We start from the raw sequence: 17,591 nt of genomic DNA on the forward strand, positions 1-17,591 counted from the left end.
AGTAGGGCAAGCCACCATTCGCTCAGCGAGAGGCGCCGGAGCAGCCTCGAGCGTAGCCGTTACCGAGAGCACGCCATGGCAGAACAACAATTCGACTACATCATCGTGGGTGCCGGCACCGCCGGCTGCCTGCTGGCCAACCGCCTCAGTGCCGACCCGGCCAACCGGGTGCTGCTGATCGAGGCCGGAGGACGCGACAATTACCACTGGATCCACATCCCGGTGGGCTACCTCTATTGCATCAACAACCCGCGTACCGATTGGTGCTTCAAGACCGAGCCCGACAAGGGACTCAACGGCCGCTCGCTGATCTACCCGCGCGGCAAGACCCTGGGCGGCTGCTCGAGCATCAACGGCATGCTCTACATCCGCGGCCAGGCCCGCGACTATGACGGCTGGGCCGAGGTGACCGGCGACGATGCCTGGCGCTGGGAGAACTGCCTGCCCGACTTCATGAAGCACGAGGATCACCACCGCCTGGATGCAGACGGCGATGCCGATGCCGTGCATCGCGACTACCACGGCCACGGCGGTGAGTGGCGCGTGGAGAAGCAGCGCCTCAAGTGGGAGATCCTCGACGACTTCGCCACGGCGGCCGTGGAGGCCGGCATTCCCCGCACACGCGACTTCAACCGCGGAGACAACGAGGGCGTCGACTACTTCGAGGTGAACCAGCGCGACGGCTGGCGCTGGAATGCGGCCAAGGCCTTCCTGCGCCCGGTGTGCGAGAGGCGCAGCAACTTCACTCTGTGGCACTCCTCCCAGGTGCAGCGGCTGCTGTTCGAGCAGGAGGAGGGCGGCCAGCCGCGGGCGACGGGCGTGGAGGTGGAGCGCGACGGGAGCGTGACCCGGGTCCGGGCGAAACGCGAAGTGATCCTTGCCGCCGGCGCCATCGGCTCGCCGCAGCTGCTGCAGATCTCCGGCATCGGCCCGGCCGAGCTGCTGGCTGAGCACGAGATTCCCATGGTGCGAGAACTGCCCGGAGTGGGGGAGAACCTGCAGGATCACCTGCAGATCCGTTCGGTGTACCGGGTCTCCGGGGCGAAGACGCTCAATACCCTGGCGGCATCGTGGCTGGGCAAGGCGGCGATCGGCATGGAGTATCTACTCAAGCGCACCGGCCCCATGAGCATGGCGCCATCGCAGCTGTGCGCCTTCACCCGCAGTTCGGACGACTATGACCACCCCAACATCGAGTACCACGTCCAGCCGCTGAGCCTGGAGGCCTTCGGCCAGCCGCTGCATGACTATCCGGCGATCACGGCGAGCGTGTGCAACCTCAACCCCACCAGCCGTGGCAGCGTACGCATCAAGAGCCGCGACCCTGCCCAGGCGCCGTGCATCGCGCCCAACTACCTCAGCACCGAAGAGGATCGCCGGGTGGCAGCGGACTCGCTGCGGGTCACGCGGCGCATCGCCGCTCAGCCGGCCTTCGCCAAGTACCATTCCGAGGAGGTCAAACCGGGCGTGGAGTATCAAAGCGATGATGAGCTGGCGCGGCTAGCGGGGGATATCGGTACCACAATCTTTCACCCCGTGGGCACGACGAGAATGGGCCGTGCGGATGATCCCGGGGCGGTTGTCGATTCGCACCTGCGGGTGCTGGGAGTGGCGGGGCTGCGGGTGGTCGACGCGGGGATCATGCCAACCATCACCAGCGGCAACACGAATTCGCCCACCTTGATGATTGCGGAAAAAGCGGCGCAGTGGATTCTCGATGAAAAGTAACCTCTCTGTCACATGAGATAAATAGTATTTGACCTGCGCTGAAGAAAAGTGCAAGATGCCTGCAGTTGGTTAGCAAGTTGAACGTTGTCAGCAGTATCGAAAAGCTCAATAGCATCGAGTCTGGTGAAGGTTTCTTGTTCTACCCACTGCAACTCGGGTATTACCCGGCTCTAAATTCGCTATTTCGAGGAATTCGATCATGGCAACTGGTACCGTAAAGTGGTTCAACGACACTAAAGGCTTCGGCTTCATTTCTCCGGACGACAATGGTGACGACCTGTTCGCTCACTTCTCCGAGATCCAAGCTGACGGCTTCAAGACTTTGCAGGACGGCCAGAAGGTTTCCTTCGACGTCACTCAGGGCAAGAAAGGCCTCCAGGCTTCCAACATCAAGGTTGTCGGTTAATAGCCAGCAACAGTGATGTCAGCTAACCCGACAGGACTTGTATACAGGTAATGCCAGGTAGCAGAAAAAGCCCGCTAACGCGGGCTTTTTTGTGCGCGTTTGAAAAGTGCCGAGGAGTATTTGCTTCCTCAAGTTATCATTGCCCTAATCTCTGGATTTGCAGAATCAAATGGCCAATCTTATATTCCATTTCGGCATTTCAGTGTTTCTAAAAATAACTTTTTAGAATATGAAAGGAGCGTCACAATACCGCAAGTTTATTATCAAGGTATTGCATGATGTCGCTGGATGCTTGGATTGCTATAGGGGTTGTGCTGACCATTTTTCCCCTGATGGCCCTGTCACGGCTGGGGCCGGATATCATTCTGCTGGGTGCAGTGGTACTGCTGATGTCACTAGGGGTGATAGACCCACAGCAAGCGCTGGGTGGGTTCTCCAATAGTGGTCTGTTCACCGTGGCATTCATGTACGTGCTGGTGGCGAGCATTCGTGAAACCGGTGGTATCGACCTGATTATTCGTTACGTTCTAGGTCATCCAGTCGGCGAGCGCGGCGCGCTCACCCGGCTTCTCCTGCCGGTCGCATCGTTGAGTGGTTTTCTAAATAATACGCCGGTTGTGGCGACTTATATTCCTGCCGTCATGAGCTGGAGCCAACGGCTGAGGCTATCGCCTCAACGGTTGCTGATGCCGCTGAGCTTTGCCTCGATTCTGGGTGGTACCGTGACTCTGTTTGGCACCAGCACCAATCTGGTGGTGCATGGCCTGTTGATCGACCGCTATCCCGAACTGGAAATGGGGCTGTTTGATCTGGCCTGGGTAGGGGTTCCAGTGGCAATAGCGGGGCTTGTTTACCTGATCATGCTGGGCCCACGCTTGTTGCCTGCACGCGAGGGTGTGGCAAAAGCGTTTGCCAACCCGAGAGAATTCACCATCGAGATGGAGGTCGAGCCGGAAGGGGTCCTGGTTGATCGTACGGTTGAGGAGGCGGGACTGCGCCATCTGCAAGAGTTGTTTCTCATTGAAATAGAGCGTGCCGGGAACGTGGTCAGTGTGGTGGGACCGGGCGAACGACTGAAAGGTGGCGATCGGCTGGTGTTTGCCGGTACCAGTGACGCAGCGGTGGAGCTACAGCAGATTCGCGGGCTGAGGCCCTCGCGTGATGCAACCTCCAACCTCGAAAAGGAGTTCAAAGAACGTCGTTTAGTCGAAGCCGTCGTGTCGGACCAGTGTCAGTTTATCGGTCAGCGTATTCGCGATGGTCATTTCAGAACGCTGTATGGTGCCGCTGTGCTGGCTATTTGCCGGGGCGGCGAGCGCGTAACGGGTAATCTGGGGCAAGTACGTCTGCAAGCTGCGGATGTATTGCTGCTTGAAGCTCGACCACCATTTATCGAGCGCCACCGCCAATCGAAAGAATTTTTGCTGATCAGCGAACTGAATGGTTCCGCCAGGCCAGTGCATGAAAAAGCTCCCTTGGCCTGGGGAATTCTCCTGGGTGCTGTTCTGCTGGCAGCGCTGGGCGTGGTGAGCATATTGAATGCAGCGATGCTGGGCGCGGCACTGGCGCTACTCACCGGTTGCTGTTCGGTAAGCGCTGCCAAGCGTGGGCTGGATACTCAGGTGCTGTTGACTATCGCCGCATCGTTTGGGGTCGGGGCGGCGCTGGAAAGTTCCGGGGCGGCAGAGGTCTTGGCGAACGGTATATTGGCCATGATGGTTGGCAACCCGCTGTTGTTGCTGATTGCGACTTACTGCGTCGTGTCCCTGTTAACGGAGCTGGTGACGAATAACGCAGCAGCCGTGATCATTTTTCCCGTGGTAATGTCTGCCGCTGAAAGCTTGGGCGTTAACCTGATGCCCTATGTGATCGCCATAATGTTTGCTGCGTCGGCAAGTTTCTTGACGCCGATTGGTTACCAGACCAACTTGATGGTGCATGGACCCGGGGGATATCGCTTCAGCGATTTCCTGCGCGTCGGAGGCGGTTTGAATCTGTTGGCCGGGGTGATTGCGCTGTCGTTGATACCGTTGGTATGGCCATTTTAAGCGCTAATTCTAAGTGCGAATAGCTCGCCGCCGCTCGGGGTTTACGCTAGGGTGATGTTTTTGATCGAGAATGGAATATCTACCCCATGAACAATCCCGGCGAATTGATTATCGAGCCGAAAAACGGTGAACCCGCCAATGCCTGTGTGTTCATCCTGCATGGTCTTGGTGCGGACGGACACGACTTCGAACCATTGGTACCCGCCTTGAGTGCCGTGGAAGGGGCGAATATCCGTTTCATCATGCCTCATGCGCCTCGCCTGCCCGTCACCATCAACGGTGGCATGGTAATGCCGGCCTGGTACGACATCCTGGCCATGGACCTGGGTCGTCGAGTCGATGAGCCGCAGCTGAAGACCTCGGCTGAGCGCATCAAGGGCCTGGTGGAGGAGCAGATCGACCAGGGCATCGATAGCCGTCGCATCATCATGGCGGGATTCTCCCAGGGCGGGGCGGTGGCTTATCAGGCGGCTCTCACCTGTCCCGCTCCGCTGGGTGGATTGCTGGCCATGTCGACCTACTTCGCCACCGCCGACAGCATTCGACCAAGTGAAGCCAACCGAGCCCTGCCGATTGAAGTGCATCACGGTAGCTTCGACCCGATCGTGCCTGAAAATCTGGGCAAGGCGGGTTACGAACGGGTGAAGGCAATGGGATATCCGGCCCGCTATCGCAGCTATTCCATGGCACATGCCCTGTGTCCTCAACAAGTGGGAGATATCGGGACATGGCTTAGCGAGCGCTTGACATGATGACCGCCGCCTCCTTGGGCTGATTGGATGTTCATGGTTGAAGTGGCATTGGCGCTGGGACTCTCCGGGTTGGCCATGGCTTGTCTGTTTGATCGTCACCTGGTGCGAGCCTGCTGTCTTTTCCTGGTATTCGCCGTGTCCATGGCGATGGCCTGGTGGCGGCTTCAGGCTCCTTTTCTAGGCTTGGCGGAACTGGGGTTGGGAGCGGTTCTGACCGGGCTGAGCCTGTTCCACGCTCTGGGTTTTCTGCCCGCGAGTTCGCCTCGCCCGCCTTATCGTGACGTCTTGCGCGAGCCCTCTCATCATGCCGCCGCGCGTGCCTTGCTGGCCCTGGCGTGGCTGGTGATGGTGGGGATCGCGGTGGCGCAAAGCTTCGTGGTGACGCTCGATCCACTTTCCGCCCAGCCGCTGTTGATCGCTGGCGTCACGCTTGTCGCTGCTGGCCTGGGGGCCTTTGCCTTGCACCGCCATCTATTGCGCCGTCTGCTGGCTTTCAATGTGCTGGGGTCGGGAGTGTTCCTTCTGACCATCGGAGTTGCTGGTATCACCGCACAGAGTCAGGCCCTGGTCACGGTGGGCTTGGTGGTGGCATGGCTGGGAACCTTGCTGGGCGCCATGCTGACGCGGCGGTTGTTTCATCTACAGGGGCGCCGGGCCTTGTCCAATGGTGGTAGGCCGAACGGGGAGCCGCCGCCATGATGACGCGTCTGGGCCTGGGGGAAGCAACTTTCGCGCCGCTGCCCGCCGCCGACCTGGCGCTGCTGGTAGCAATCGTTTTGCCGGCCTTGCTGGGCCTGCTGGGGGCCTGGCTCCAGCCTCGCAGGCTGGTCATGGTCTTGCTGGCGGCCTTGCCTGCCTTGGCGGCGGGCGTGGTCTTGATGCTGGCTTATATCGATTACGGCCTGTTGCGTTGGCAACTGGAGTGGGGCGGTCTGTTCTTTCAGCTAAGGATCGGCGGCCCATCGATTCTGCTGCTGACGCTGACCCAGCTGCTGGGCCTGACAGCAGCGCTTTATACTCCCGGTCTGCTGAGTCGCGGAGATGGCTACATGCGGCGTATGGGGCGCTATCTCTGGTTGCTGATGGGGCTTCTGCTCAGCGCGCTTTCCTTGATCTGGGTGGCGGCTGATCTATTGATGCTCTATTTCGCGCTCGAGTTGGTGAGCCTGACGGCCGTCGCCATGCTGCTCCTGCCGGGCAAGACGAAGGCGCTGGTGGCGGGCATGCGCTATCTATTGCTGGCGTTGGTAGGCTCGCTGGCCTACTTGCTGGGAGTGGCGCTTGTGCTGGGCCAGTGGGGGACGCTGGATCTGGCGAAGCTGGCGCAAGTGGTCGAACCGGGGCCAGTGGTGTGGGTGGCGGCTGCGCTGTTGGGCGCCGGCCTGGCCCTCAAGGCGGCGCTATTTCCCCTGCATGCCTGGCTCGAGCCGGTACATGCCTCTGCCTGGACACCGGTGAGTGCGCTGCATGCCGCGCTGGTGATCAAGGCTTCGCTGTTCATTCTGCTGCAACTCTGGTTGGTGCTGGTTCCCGATGCGCTTTTTTTGAGCCGCCTGGTAGGGCTGCTGGGCGTGATTGCGGTCGTCTGGGGAGGGCTGCTGGCCTGGCGCGCGGTGGAGCTCAAGTCCCTGGTGGCTTTCTCCACCGTGGCTCAGCTGGGCTACCTGATGCTGGTCTTCCCGCTGTTGCTGGATACGTCGTTGCCGGCACTGGCCAAGACCCAGGCGTGGGAGGGTTTCTGGTTGCAACTGGGCGGGCATGCGTTGGCCAAGACCGCCATGTTCATGGCGGCGGGTAACTTGGTTCTGGCGACAGGGGAGACCACACTGGCCGGCCTGGCGGGCACCAGCCGGCGGATGCCGCTGTCACTGCTGACCTTCGGTGTGGCATCGGTCACCTTGATCGGGCTGCCGCCCAGCGCCGGTTTCACCGCCAAGTGGTTGCTGTTGCAAGCCATGCTCGACCAGCAGTTGTGGTTACCCATCGCGGCGCTGCTGACGGGAACCTTGTTGACCGCCACCTATATCTTTCGCGTGTTCCGCTACTCGTTCGACGAAACCGCACCCCAGCAGCAGTATCGCCCCCTGGCGCCGGGCATGGATGTGCTGGCGCTATTGCCGGCGTTGGCCGGGCTGGGGTTAGGATTGTTTGCTCATGCTCCGCTGGTATTGCTACAGGGAGGTGGACAATGAATGCCGGCTGGCTTCCGTTGGCCGCCCTCGGCGCTTCGCTATTGGCGGGGGTAGTGATCTTCCAGTTGCCCGAGAACGCCTGGCGTCTGCGCGCCAGCCTCAATCTGGGGGCGGCACTGATCAAGCTAACGTTGGTCGGCGTCATGTTGTTTCGTCTGGAAAATGGATACAACGATGTATTCAGCTTTCAGGTGGTGGGTAATGTCGATTTCGTCCTGCGTGTGGATGACCTGGGCATCATGTTCGCCGGGCTGTCGTCACTGCTCTGGCTATGCACCACCCTCTATGCCATCGGTTACCTGGAGGACTCGCCCAATCGCAAGCGCTTCTTTGGTTTCTTCAGTCTATGCGTTGCCAGTACCACGGGTATCGCCCTGGCCGGTAACCTGTTCACTTTCCTGATCTTCTACGAGATGCTCACGCTCTCTACCTACCCGTTGGTGGTGCATCGCGGCACCGCCAAGGCGTTGGATGCCGGGCGGGTGTACCTGCGTTATACCTTGAGCGCAGGGGTAGTGCTGCTGCTGGGCGTGGTTATGCTCTACAGCCTGACCGGCGAACAGTCCTTTGCCTCGCAACGGGGTCTCGAGCATTATCTTGAGGATCACCGTGCGCTGCTGATCGTGATTTTCGCCTTGCTGGTCGGTGGCCTGTCGGTAAAGGCGGCCATGGTACCGCTGCATGGCTGGCTGCCCCGGGCCATGGTGGCGCCCGCCCCGGTCAGCGCGCTGCTGCATGCGGTGGCGGTGGTCAAGGCGGGTGCCTTCGGCATCCTGCGGGTGATCTACGATGTCTACGGGATTGAACTCAGCTATGAGCTGGGCGTGACTGCTTTCCTGGCGGTCGCGGCCTCCATCACCATCCTCTATGGTTCGCTTAGGGCCGTGGCCCAGCAGGAGCTGAAGCCGCGGTTGGCTTATTCCACCATCAGCCAGGTCTCCTATATCGTGCTGGGTGCCAGTCTGTTCGGCCCTCTGGGCACCATTGCCGCGATGACGCATCTGTTGCACCAGGGATTGATGAAAGTGACGCTGTTCTTCTGTGCGGGGAATTACGCCGAGGAGCTGGGAATTCATCGTATCGACGAGCTGGATGGGGCGGGGCGGCGCATGCCGCTGACCAGTCTGGCGTTCACCGTGGGCGCCCTGGGCATGATCGGGTTGCCGCCGATAGCAGGCTTCGTGACGAAGTGGTATCTGGGCATGGGCGCGGTACAGGCGGGAATGCCTTGGGTAATTGGCGTGCTGGTATTGAGCAGCCTGCTCAATGCCATTTATTTTCTGCCTATCCTGCACCGGTTATGGTTCCGTTTCGGGCCGGCGCATGGCCATGGCGATTGGCCCGATGAGCACCGTCTCGGGCGGCTGGAAACCAGCGCCTGGTTACTCTGGCCGACCATGGCCACGGCGTTGTTCAGCGTACTCGCCGGGTTGCTGGCGGGCATGCCGATGAGCCCGCTGGATTGGGCAAGCCAGGTAGTGCGTGGGGAGTATCTGCCATGATGGGGGGGCAGTTCGGAATCAGTCTGCTCATGGTCGTGGCGCTGGCCTGGCCCCTGCTGGTGTGTCTCAGTGTACCGCTACGGCGGTGGGGATTGAGTGGCCCCACCATGCGCTATCTGGATCTACTCTGGCTGAGCGCGCCCTGGCCGGCACTGGGGCTTGCCTATCTCGGCCACGGGCAAATGGTGTTCGAGGGCTGGATTTTCGGCGCCTACTGGGAACTGGGCAATATCAGCCGCCCATGGCTTGCGTTTACGGCCTTGCTCTGGACCATGGCGGGCTTCCATGCCAGGGGCTACCTGGCGGCGGAGCAGCGCCGGGCGGAGCGCGGCGACAGCGAGGCCCAGCGGCACCTTTTCCGCCTGGCGCTGCTCTGGCCATTGACGCTTGCCGGTAACCTGCTGCTGGTGGTGGCGCAGGATATCGCCAGCTTCTATCTCGGTTTTGCGGTGATGACCTTCGCCGCTTACGGTCTGGTGGTGCACAGCGAGAAGCCCGAGGCGATACTCGCGGCCAGGGTCTACCTGATCATGGCGATGCTTGGCGAAGCGCTGATTCTGGGAGGATTGATGTGGGCGGCGGGCGCCAACCAGGCGTTGACCCTGGAAGAGGTGCGTAGCGCTATCGCCACGGCGGATAACGGGGCGGCCATGGCGCTATTGCTTTGGCTGGGCTTCGGCGTCAAGGCGGGCATCGTTGGCTTGCATGTCTGGCTGCCTCTGGCTCATCCCGCGGCTCCGGCCCCGGCCAGCGCCGTATTGAGTGGCGCCATGATCAAGGCAGGGTTGCTGGGCTGGATCAACGTTCTTCCTCTGGGTGAGCTGAACCTGAGCCCGGCGTTGATCCAGTTGGGAGAAGCTATGCTTGTCAGTGGCATGGTCGCCGCGTTCGGAGCGGCACTGTACGGAGTGATGCAGCGCCATCCCAAGGCCGTGCTGGCTTATTCGAGTATCAGCCAGATGGGCATGCTGACCGCCATGGTGGGCAGCGGTCTGGCGGATGCCGCCGCCTGGGCGCTGTTGTGGCCGGCGCTTGTGCTGTTCGCCGCTCATCACGCCCTGGCCAAGGGGGCGCTATTCATGGGGACCAGTATAAGCGAGCATCTGCCGCGCTGGCCCGTGATCGTCATCTGGGGACTGCTGGCTCTGCCGGGACTCTCGCTCGCTGGCGCATTGGGTAGCGGCCTGATCGCGAAATGGAGCGTCAAGACCGCGCTGCATGAAGCGCATCACGATCAGCTGGTAACACTGCTGACCTGGGCGACCGTCGGGACCACGGCCCTGGTGAGTGTGGCGCTGTGGCGCCAATGGCAGCAACGCCACGGCGGCGGTGAAAGCGATGGCGAGAGATGGCAACAAGGCGGTTGGCTGGGGGCCGTCGTAGCGGCACTGGTGGTACCGCTGTGGTTGCCGCTATCTTCCATTGGCATGTCGTTGCCCTCGATGAAGGAGCTGCCGGGGCTGATCTGGCCGTTACCGGTGGGCATCGTGATGACATGGGCGGGGCTATGGCTGTGGCGTGGCAATAATCGCGCAATTTCCGCACCGGCGGGGGATTTGTGGTGGGGTTACGTTGCGCTGCTACGGCTGGGAACGAAGCCGTGTCGTGTTACGCTAACTACCATCATGCGCGTCAAGGCGGCAGGCAAGGCGCGAGCACTGGAGGCCGAAAGGCGAATCATGGCCAAACTGGCGTTCATGCTGAAAGAGGAGGCTTGGATGCGTCACCACACGGCAGGCTTGATGATGGCGTTGGCGCTCTGTTTCGCCATGCTCCTGGCGTTGAGTGCCATATGAGTTTTCCTGCCTGTCACGTCATTATCTGAGGGAGAGGGCAGTGCATAACAAGAAGCGTGGTCGGCGTGCCGAAGGGCCGGAAGATATTCCTTCTCCCGGTTGGCTGGATATCGTATGGCGCGTCAAGCGAGAGTTGGAATATGACCGTGTCACCTTGTTGGCGGCGGGAGTCGCTTTTTATGCGCTCCTGGCCCTGTTTCCGGCAATAGCCGCGGTGATAGCCCTGTGGGCGGTGCTATTGGACCCAGCCGATATTAGCCAGCAGATGCAGGAGGTGAGCCGTTTCATTCCGCCCGGCGCCGCCAGCTTGATCAACGAGCAGACCCGTAAGGTCGTGGAAAATACCGAGGCGGGCTTAAGCATTACCGCCATCGGCAGCACCCTGGTCGCGATGTTTGTCGCCTCCAAGGGCGTGCGGGGGCTTATGGTCGGTCTGAACGCTGTCTATGGGGAGGAGGAGAAGCGCGGCATTGTCATGCGTAATCTGATGGTGGCAGCGCTGACCCTGGGTTTGATCGTCATGACTCTTGTCAGTATCGCCTTCGTCGCCATTTTGCCCCTGGCTATCGAGCTTGTGGGCATGGCAAGCCCCTACGACATGATCATCGGCTGGCTACGCTGGCCGGCACTGCTGGTGGTGATGAGCCTGGTGATCGCCATGTTGTACCGGTTTGCCCCGTATCGGCGTGCCCCACGTTGGGAGTGGATCAGCATCGGTACCATGCTGGCGACCTTTCTCTGGTTGTTGGGCTCGGGCGGGTTGTCGCTATACGTGCGTTACGTTTCCAATTTCAGTGAGCTGTACGGTTCATTGGGGGCGGTGGTGGTATTGATGCTGTGGTTCTGGCTCTCCGCCTTCGCGGTACTGATGGGAGCGGAAATCAATGGCGAGATGGAGCGCCAGACGTGTCGTGACTCGACGGTGGGAAAGGAGAGGCCAATGGGCGAGCGGGGCGCCTATGCCGCCGACACCGTAGGCAACAAGCACCCCAGTTTTCGAAAGAAAGGCAAGCACGGGAATCACCACTAGGCTTGAGGTCTGTCTAGGCTTGATGCCTGGAGAGCGTTTCGCCAAGGGGTCATCCGTAACCGGCGCGGTAGCAGCGCGCCGGTGAAAAGGCCGGAAAGGGAAGGCGAAAGCTTTACAGTAGCTCCTCGGCGGCAAGAGCCAGACGTGAGCGTTCCACACTCTTCAGGATGATATGGCCGGCATGGGGCCAATCGCGGAATCGTTCCACCACCGCCGCCAGGCCGCAGGTGTTGGCGGTGAGGTAGGCGGTGTCGATCTGGCCGATATTGCCAAGGCAGACGATCTTGGTGTTCCGCCCGGCCCGGCTGATCAGTGATTTGAGCTGCTTGGGTGTGAAATTCTGCGCCTCGTCGATGATCAGAAAGGTATCGTTCAGGGTGCGCCCTCGCATGAAGGTCGGCGAGCGGATCTGCACGCGTGATCCCAGCAGTTGCCGGGTGGCACCGTTGTCCCAGCTGGACTCTCCCTCCTCGTTGCGCAGCAGGTTATCCATGTTGTCGTGGAAGGCCCCCATCCACGGCGACATCTTCTCCTCTTCCGTGCCGGGGAGAAAGCCGATGTCCTCGCCCATGGGAATGGGGGCACGGGTGAAGACGATGCGCTCGAACTGCTTGGCATCCAGGGTCTGCTGGAATGCCGCCGCCAGCGTCATGAACGTCTTGCCGGTACCCGCATTGCCGGCGACGGTAACGAGATCGATATCCGGGTCCATCAACAGATTCAGGGTGAAATTCTGGCGGCTGTCGTGGGCGTGGACTCCCCAGACGCCCGCGTGGTGGCGGTAGTTGGTCAGCAGCTGCAAACGGGCGCTGCTCGCACCCATTTCTCGAACGATGGCTTCGAAGTCGGCTCCGTTTTCGCTATCCGAGACCAGCATGCCCACGTGCCAGTCGCGCGGGATATCGCCCGTCAGGTGATAGAAGGTATGGTGGTCGAGACGCTCCACCTTCACTTCCACATCCAGTGCTTCCCAGATCCCCAGGCCATCCTGGCCGGCCCCGGCATAGACCTTGGCACCTTCGATCATGGCATCCGAGTCGTCGAAGACCCGGTCGCTGAGATAGTCCTCCACCGGCACCTTCAGCGCCGCGGCCTTGACGCGCAGGTTGATATCCTTGGTTATCAGAATGACCGAGGCGTCCGGCCGTTCATCGCGCAGGCGGCAGGTCTCGGCCAGTATACGGTTATCGGGGCTGTCCTCCAGGTTATCCAGCGGCTTCAGGTCCTGGTAGCAGAGAAAGCGCAGACGGCCCGTTTCGCCGGTAAGGCGCGGAATGGGGATGCCCTGCTGTATTTCGTCGAAACAGACGTCACTGGTGAGATCGGAAAGGGTACGGCTGATCTGGCGGGCGGTACGGGCGATTTCGCGGATGCCGTTCTTGTGCTTGTCCAGCTCTTCGAGAACGGTCATGGGAATGACCACATCGTGCTCATCGAAATGATAAAGCGCGGCAGGGTCGTGGATGAGTACGTTGGTGTCGAGTACGTATAGCCGGGTGGCCTTCTTGTCGAGTCTTACCATTGGGGGGAGCACTCCTCGGTTGACTGCCTCATCGACACTGGCACTGACATCTTACGGTCATGTGACAAACGTTCTTTTACCAATGTCGATTCCTGATGTATCAACGCTACCGCTTCTCCTGGCTCCTCTTTTTCTCCTCTCATGAATAAATGAAAAGGGTGGTGCGGTTCTCAGCATGAGATGGTTTGCGCCGGTTTTCCAGTGAAAAACCGCGATAAAAGCCATGCGGAAAAACCAGGAAAACATCGTTTATTTTTTTATATCAATTATTTGTAAATTCATCTGGCTTTTGTGCCGTCTCCTTGGAAGCGTGGCGTTTCGCTCCTTGCAACGAAGCGTTTCATTGCAAGCTAATCAAAATGCCATGAAGATGCGAATGCTAAAAGTTATCATTTTTATTGCATCAATATTACTCGATTCCGGCTGAAGTCGATTCTGGATGAAGACAGCAGCAACGGAACAACAGAGCAACGGAACATTCAAGGAGAAATAGGCTTCATGATCGATTCCCCCCGTCTCAAGACGCTCGTGATGGTGGTTTCCGGCTTGGCGAGTGCCGCCGCCCACGCCCAGGCAGCAACAGCCCCTTCCGATGTGGCCCTCAGTAATGTGGTGGTGACTGCTTCAGGCTATGAGCAGGCCGTCAATAACGCTCCGGCCTCCATCAGCGTAATAAGCCGTGAGGAATTGGAGAACAAGGCGTACCGGGACATTACCGATGCTTTGCGCAACGTGCCGGGCGTCATCGTGACCGGAGGTGGGCGAGGCGATAACGGGGTGGATATCAGCATGCGGGGCATGCCTTCTCAATACACCTTGATGCTGGTGGATGGCCGGCGCCAGTCGTCACGGGAATCACGGCCCAACGGCAGTGCCGGTTTCGAGCAGGACTGGCTGCCCCCCTTGACCGCCATCGAGCGTATCGAGGTGATTCGTGGGCCGATGTCGACACTTTACGGCTCGGATGCCATCGGCGGCGTCATCAACGTGATCACGCGCAAGGTGGCGGACGAATGGCACGGTAATGTGCGTGTGGAAACCACGCTGCAGGAAGACAGCGATTCGGGCAATGCCCAGCAGGGCCAAGTCTACGTTTCCGGCCCTCTGCGAGAAGGCCTGCTCGGTCTGCAGGTGTACGGACAGTACCAGCATCGCCAGGAGGATGACATCCAGGAGGGGTATGAAGAGAAGGACATGCAGAGCCTGACGGCGCGGCTGACCCTGACGCCCACGGAAGATCATGATCTTGCCCTGGAAGCAGGAGTGGAAAACCAGGATCGCGCGTCACACATCGGGCGTTCGGCGCCGTCGGAAGGCTGCCGGGGCGGTTGCTCCGATAGCTTCAGTGAGCACGATCGCGAACACGTCGCTCTGACCCATACCGGACGCTGGGGTATTGCCACTTCCAACAGCTATGTTCAGCGCGAAACGACCGAGAACCACGGCCGTGACATGGAGATCACCAACACAGTAGCCAACACCCAATGGGTGATGCCGTTCCAGGCGCATGTACTTACCTTGGGCGCCAACTACCAGAAAGAGGAGCTGACCGATAACACCAGCAACCAGATTTCCGACCTGACCGAGGTCAGCAACAATCAATGGGCGCTGTACATGGAGGATGAGTGGCTGCTTACCGATACGTTCTCGTTGACCGGCGGGATACGTCTGGATGATGACGAGAACTACGGCAGCCATGTGAGCCCGAGAGTTTACGGGGTGTGGAACGCCGCCCCGCGCTGGACATTGAAAGGTGGCGTTTCCACCGGCTACCGTGCGCCCAACCTGCGAGAAATCACTCCCGCTTGGGGGCAGATCAGTCGTGGTGGTAACGTCTACGGCAACCCGGACCTGGAAGCGGAAACCTCCTTGAACAAGGAGCTGGCCCTGCTCTATACGGCGCCTGCCGGACTGAGCGCCGGGGCCACTGTGTTCCATAACGATTTCGAGGACAAGATCACTCGCGTGACGTGTCCCGAGGAGATCTGCGCCGCCGGGCCCAATCAGTTCGGTTCCGACCCCACCTACCGTATCAACGTGGATGAAGCCGTCACCCAGGGTGTGGAACTGACGCTGGCAACGCCGTTGACCGATACCCTGGCCCTTTCGGCAAGCTATACCTATACCGATTCCGAACAGAAAAGTGGAGAGTACAAAGGCCAGCCATTGACCAAGCTGCCCGAGCACCAGGTCAGTACCACACTGGACTGGACGCCCACCGAGCGGCTGAACGGTTGGGCGCGTGTGACCTATCGCGGCAAGGAGAGCCAGCCGGTGGAAGGGCCTTCTTCCAGCTCCCTGCAGGCGCCTTCCTACACCTTCGTGGATACCGGTGGCGCCTGGCAAATGACGGGTAGCGCCAAGTTACTGTTCGGCGTATACAATCTGTTCGATGAGTCGATAACCTACGACGAGTACGGCTACGTGGAGGATGGACGGCGTTATTGGCTGGGTCTGAGTGTTGATTTTTGACCATGCTCCATGGAGTTGGACCTCATGGCAGGCAATATTGCTTACGGTCATTCGCTCGGGGTTCGTCAGTGTTCCACCTGGAATACCCGCTTGAGGTAATCGACGAAGCCCTGATCGCGTGAGGTGGTCTTGCCGGGTTCGTCGGAAATCTTGGCGACCGGTTGGCCGTTGCACGCCACCATCTTGATCACCATGTTCATCGGCTTGAGGCCGGGCACATCGCAGGTCAGGCTGGTGCCGATCCCGAAGCTGGTCTTGACCCTGCCGTCCAGGGTCGTCTTGATCTGCATCGCCTTGTCGAAGGTCAGGGCATCGCTGAAGATCAAGGTCTTGCTCTGGGGGTCGATGCCCAGCGACTCGTAATGGCCGATACACTTCTCGGCAAAGAGCAGCGGGTCGCCGCTGTCGTGGCGCAGGCCGTCGAAAAGCTTGGCGAAATAGAGGTCGAAATCGCGCAGGAAGGCGTTGAGGGTGATGGTGTCGGTCAGCGCGATGCCGAGATGGCCGCGATACTCCTGCACCCAGGCCTCGAGTGCGGCGCGTTGACTGTCCACCAGGCGGCTGCCGAGCTGCTGGTGGGCCATGATCCATTCATGCGCCATGGTGCCCATCGGGGCGAGCCCATGGCGTCGGGCGATATCCACGTTGCTGGTACCGACGAAGTTGCCTGGAAATTCCTGGCTCAATACCCCGATGATCGCTTCCTGTACCGGCTGGGACAGCCGACGGCGGGTGCCGAAATCCGCCAGGTTGAAACCCGCCAGTTGTTCCGGCGAATAGTCGTGGCGCAGGGTATCGAGCTTGCGCCGTAGTTGGCTTACCGCCTGCTCGATGGTGACTTCGGGGTAGAGCACGCGATTGCGCACTTCGCTGATGATCGCCAGGATCACGATCTCGAACAGGATGCTGTGCGACCAGGGGCCGTCGATGACGATGCACAGCTCTTCACCCTCCATGAAGACGTCGACGTATTCGGGACGAAAGCGATACAGCTCCAGAAAGCGGATGAAGTCGGGCGAGAGGTAGGGGATCGTGCCGAGATAAGCCGACTCATTGGCGCTGAGCTTGAGTATGGCCAGTTCATCGATACGCTCACGGATCTCGCTGAGATAGGGCGCCAGGTCCTCCGAGTTACGGCAGCGAAACTCCCAGGTCACACTGGCATTGGGGTATTTGTGGTGTACCCCCTGCATCATGGTGAGCTTGTACCAGTCGGTATCCAGCAGCGAAGTGATGATCGGGCCGTCGCGATAGGTGGCTGTCATGGCGCCTTCCTTAGTCAGTCGATAGGGGCGGTTCACGCTTCTTGCTGCTCGCGTAACCAGGCGATCTCCTCGTGCCATATGTCGGGCTCGACGGTTTCCAGTATCAGCGGAATGCCGTCGATGCGCGAGTCGCGCATGATGGTGGTGAAGGCGGCTGCACCGATATTTCCCTTGCCCAGGCTGTGGTGTCGGTCGACCCGGCTGGCGAATTCGCTCTTGGCATCGTTGAGGTGCATGCCGCGCAGGTAATCGAATCCCACCACGGCGCCAAACTCATCCAAGGTGGTATGGGTCGCCTCGGCGGTGCGCAGGTCGTAGCCCGCGGCAAAGGCGTGGCAGGTATCGATGCACACTCCCACGCGGGATCTATCTTCCACCTGCTCGATGATCTCGGCCAGGTGCTCGAAGCGCCAACCCAGATTGGTGCCCTGGCCGGCGGTGTTTTCGATCACTGCCGTGACGCCCCGGGTCTGGCTCAGCACCTCGTTGATGGAGTCGGCAATCCGGGTCAGGCACTCGCTTTCGCTGATCTTCTTCAGATGACTGCCGGGGTGGAAGTTGAGCAGGGTGAGGCCAAGCTGTTCGCAGCGCTGGAATTCATCCAGGAACGCAGCGCGGGACTTGGCCAGGCCTTCCGCATCCGGGTGGCCAAGATTGATCAGATAGCTGTCGTGGGGAAGGATCTGCTGCGGCCCGAAGCCGTGTTCGTCGCATGCCGTGCGAAAGGCCGCGATGGCCTCGTCGGTCAGGGGCTTGGCTTTCCATTGTCGCTGGTTCTTGGTGAACAGCGCGAAAGCGTTGGCGCCGATTTCCACGGCGCGAGCAACGGCTTGATCCGGACCGCCAGCGGCACTGACATGAGCGCCCACATATTTCAT

Annotated in this window: 13 protein-coding genes; 10 read left to right on the plus strand and 3 right to left on the minus strand. The window is 60.2% G+C overall.

Features of this window, described 5'->3' with window-relative positions; all coding sequences use genetic code 11:
• The first annotated feature begins 75 nt into the window (after window positions 1–75).
• The 9 genes from R5M92_RS00935 (at window position 76) to R5M92_RS00975 (ending at window position 11,454) form a co-directional block, all read left to right on the plus strand.
• Complete coding sequence (locus R5M92_RS00935) at window positions 76–1,728, plus strand: GMC family oxidoreductase (RefSeq protein WP_346797145.1); 1,653 nt, start codon at window positions 76–78, stop codon at window positions 1,726–1,728.
• Window positions 1,729–1,927: 199 nt separating this feature from the next.
• Window positions 1,928–2,134, plus strand: a complete 207-nt coding sequence (locus R5M92_RS00940) for a cold-shock protein (RefSeq protein WP_114485639.1) — start codon at window positions 1,928–1,930, stop codon at window positions 2,132–2,134.
• A gap of 278 nt (window positions 2,135–2,412) precedes the next feature.
• The gene (locus tag R5M92_RS00945; RefSeq protein ID WP_346797146.1) at window positions 2,413–4,182 is read left to right on the plus strand and encodes an SLC13 family permease; all 1,770 of its coding nucleotides are present in this window, start codon (window positions 2,413–2,415) and stop codon (window positions 4,180–4,182) included.
• Window positions 4,183–4,268: 86 nt separating this feature from the next.
• A complete protein-coding gene (locus R5M92_RS00950; RefSeq protein ID WP_346797147.1) occupies window positions 4,269–4,934 on the plus strand; it encodes an alpha/beta hydrolase in 666 nt (221 codons plus the stop codon).
• Window positions 4,935–4,967: 33 nt separating this feature from the next.
• Complete coding sequence (locus tag R5M92_RS00955) at window positions 4,968–5,633, plus strand: hydrogenase subunit MbhD domain-containing protein (protein ID WP_346797148.1); 666 nt, start codon at window positions 4,968–4,970, stop codon at window positions 5,631–5,633.
• A complete protein-coding gene (locus R5M92_RS00960; RefSeq protein WP_346797149.1) occupies window positions 5,630–7,126 on the plus strand; it encodes a complex I subunit 5 family protein in 1,497 nt (498 codons plus the stop codon). The genes R5M92_RS00955 and R5M92_RS00960 overlap by 4 nt, the downstream gene beginning before the upstream one ends.
• Window positions 7,123–8,628 (plus strand): complex I subunit 5 family protein, encoded by a 1,506-nt coding sequence (locus tag R5M92_RS00965; RefSeq protein ID WP_346797150.1) that lies wholly within the window; start codon window positions 7,123–7,125, stop codon window positions 8,626–8,628. Before R5M92_RS00960 ends, R5M92_RS00965 begins: the two co-directional genes overlap by 4 nt.
• Window positions 8,625–10,424 (plus strand): complex I subunit 5 family protein, encoded by a 1,800-nt coding sequence (locus tag R5M92_RS00970; RefSeq protein WP_346797151.1) that lies wholly within the window; start codon window positions 8,625–8,627, stop codon window positions 10,422–10,424. Before R5M92_RS00965 ends, R5M92_RS00970 begins: the two co-directional genes overlap by 4 nt.
• 40 nt (window positions 10,425–10,464) lie before the next feature.
• The gene (locus tag R5M92_RS00975; RefSeq protein ID WP_346797152.1) at window positions 10,465–11,454 is read left to right on the plus strand and encodes a YihY/virulence factor BrkB family protein; all 990 of its coding nucleotides are present in this window, start codon (window positions 10,465–10,467) and stop codon (window positions 11,452–11,454) included.
• A gap of 112 nt (window positions 11,455–11,566) precedes the next feature.
• On the opposite strand, the gene R5M92_RS00980 is transcribed toward R5M92_RS00975, so the two are convergent.
• A complete protein-coding gene (locus R5M92_RS00980) occupies window positions 11,567–12,976 on the minus strand; it encodes a PhoH family protein (protein ID WP_346797154.1) in 1,410 nt (469 codons plus the stop codon).
• A gap of 498 nt (window positions 12,977–13,474) precedes the next feature.
• Here R5M92_RS00980 and R5M92_RS00985 point away from each other — a divergent pair, with 498 nt between their 5' ends.
• Window positions 13,475–15,448: a ligand-gated channel protein gene (locus R5M92_RS00985; RefSeq protein ID WP_346797155.1), complete on the plus strand. Its 1,974-nt coding sequence runs from the start codon at window positions 13,475–13,477 to the stop codon at window positions 15,446–15,448.
• A gap of 65 nt (window positions 15,449–15,513) precedes the next feature.
• On the opposite strand, the gene pncB is transcribed toward R5M92_RS00985, so the two are convergent.
• A complete protein-coding gene (pncB, locus tag R5M92_RS00990; protein ID WP_346797156.1) occupies window positions 15,514–16,713 on the minus strand; it encodes a nicotinate phosphoribosyltransferase in 1,200 nt (399 codons plus the stop codon).
• A gap of 32 nt (window positions 16,714–16,745) precedes the next feature.
• Complete coding sequence (gene nfo, locus R5M92_RS00995; RefSeq protein WP_346797158.1) at window positions 16,746–17,591, minus strand: deoxyribonuclease IV; 846 nt, start codon at window positions 17,589–17,591, stop codon at window positions 16,746–16,748.

The organism is Halomonas sp. Bachu 37, from assembly GCF_039691755.1.
GTDB classification, from domain to species: Bacteria; Pseudomonadota; Gammaproteobacteria; order Pseudomonadales; family Halomonadaceae; genus Vreelandella; species Vreelandella kashgarensis.

Bases quoted from the DNA above. Each gene is read 5' to 3' on its own strand.
- R5M92_RS00985 (WP_346797155.1), top strand. From the start codon at position 13,475: ATGATCGATTCCCCCCGTCTCAAGACGCTCGTGATGGTGGTTTCCGGC.
- pncB (WP_346797156.1), bottom strand. From the start codon at position 16,713: ATGACAGCCACCTATCGCGACGGCCCGATCATCACTTCGCTGCTGGAT.
- R5M92_RS00945 (WP_346797146.1), top strand. From the start codon at position 2,413: ATGTCGCTGGATGCTTGGATTGCTATAGGGGTTGTGCTGACCATTTTT.
- nfo (WP_346797158.1), bottom strand. From the start codon at position 17,591: ATGAAATATGTGGGCGCTCATGTCAGTGCCGCTGGCGGTCCGGATCAA.
- R5M92_RS00960 (WP_346797149.1), top strand. From the start codon at position 5,630: ATGATGACGCGTCTGGGCCTGGGGGAAGCAACTTTCGCGCCGCTGCCC.
- R5M92_RS00955 (WP_346797148.1), top strand. From the start codon at position 4,968: ATGGTTGAAGTGGCATTGGCGCTGGGACTCTCCGGGTTGGCCATGGCT.
- R5M92_RS00950 (WP_346797147.1), top strand. From the start codon at position 4,269: ATGAACAATCCCGGCGAATTGATTATCGAGCCGAAAAACGGTGAACCC.
- R5M92_RS00965 (WP_346797150.1), top strand. From the start codon at position 7,123: ATGAATGCCGGCTGGCTTCCGTTGGCCGCCCTCGGCGCTTCGCTATTG.
- R5M92_RS00935 (WP_346797145.1), top strand. From the start codon at position 76: ATGGCAGAACAACAATTCGACTACATCATCGTGGGTGCCGGCACCGCC.
- R5M92_RS00980 (WP_346797154.1), bottom strand. From the start codon at position 12,976: ATGGTAAGACTCGACAAGAAGGCCACCCGGCTATACGTACTCGACACC.
- R5M92_RS00970 (WP_346797151.1), top strand. From the start codon at position 8,625: ATGATGGGGGGGCAGTTCGGAATCAGTCTGCTCATGGTCGTGGCGCTG.
- R5M92_RS00940 (WP_114485639.1), top strand. From the start codon at position 1,928: ATGGCAACTGGTACCGTAAAGTGGTTCAACGACACTAAAGGCTTCGGC.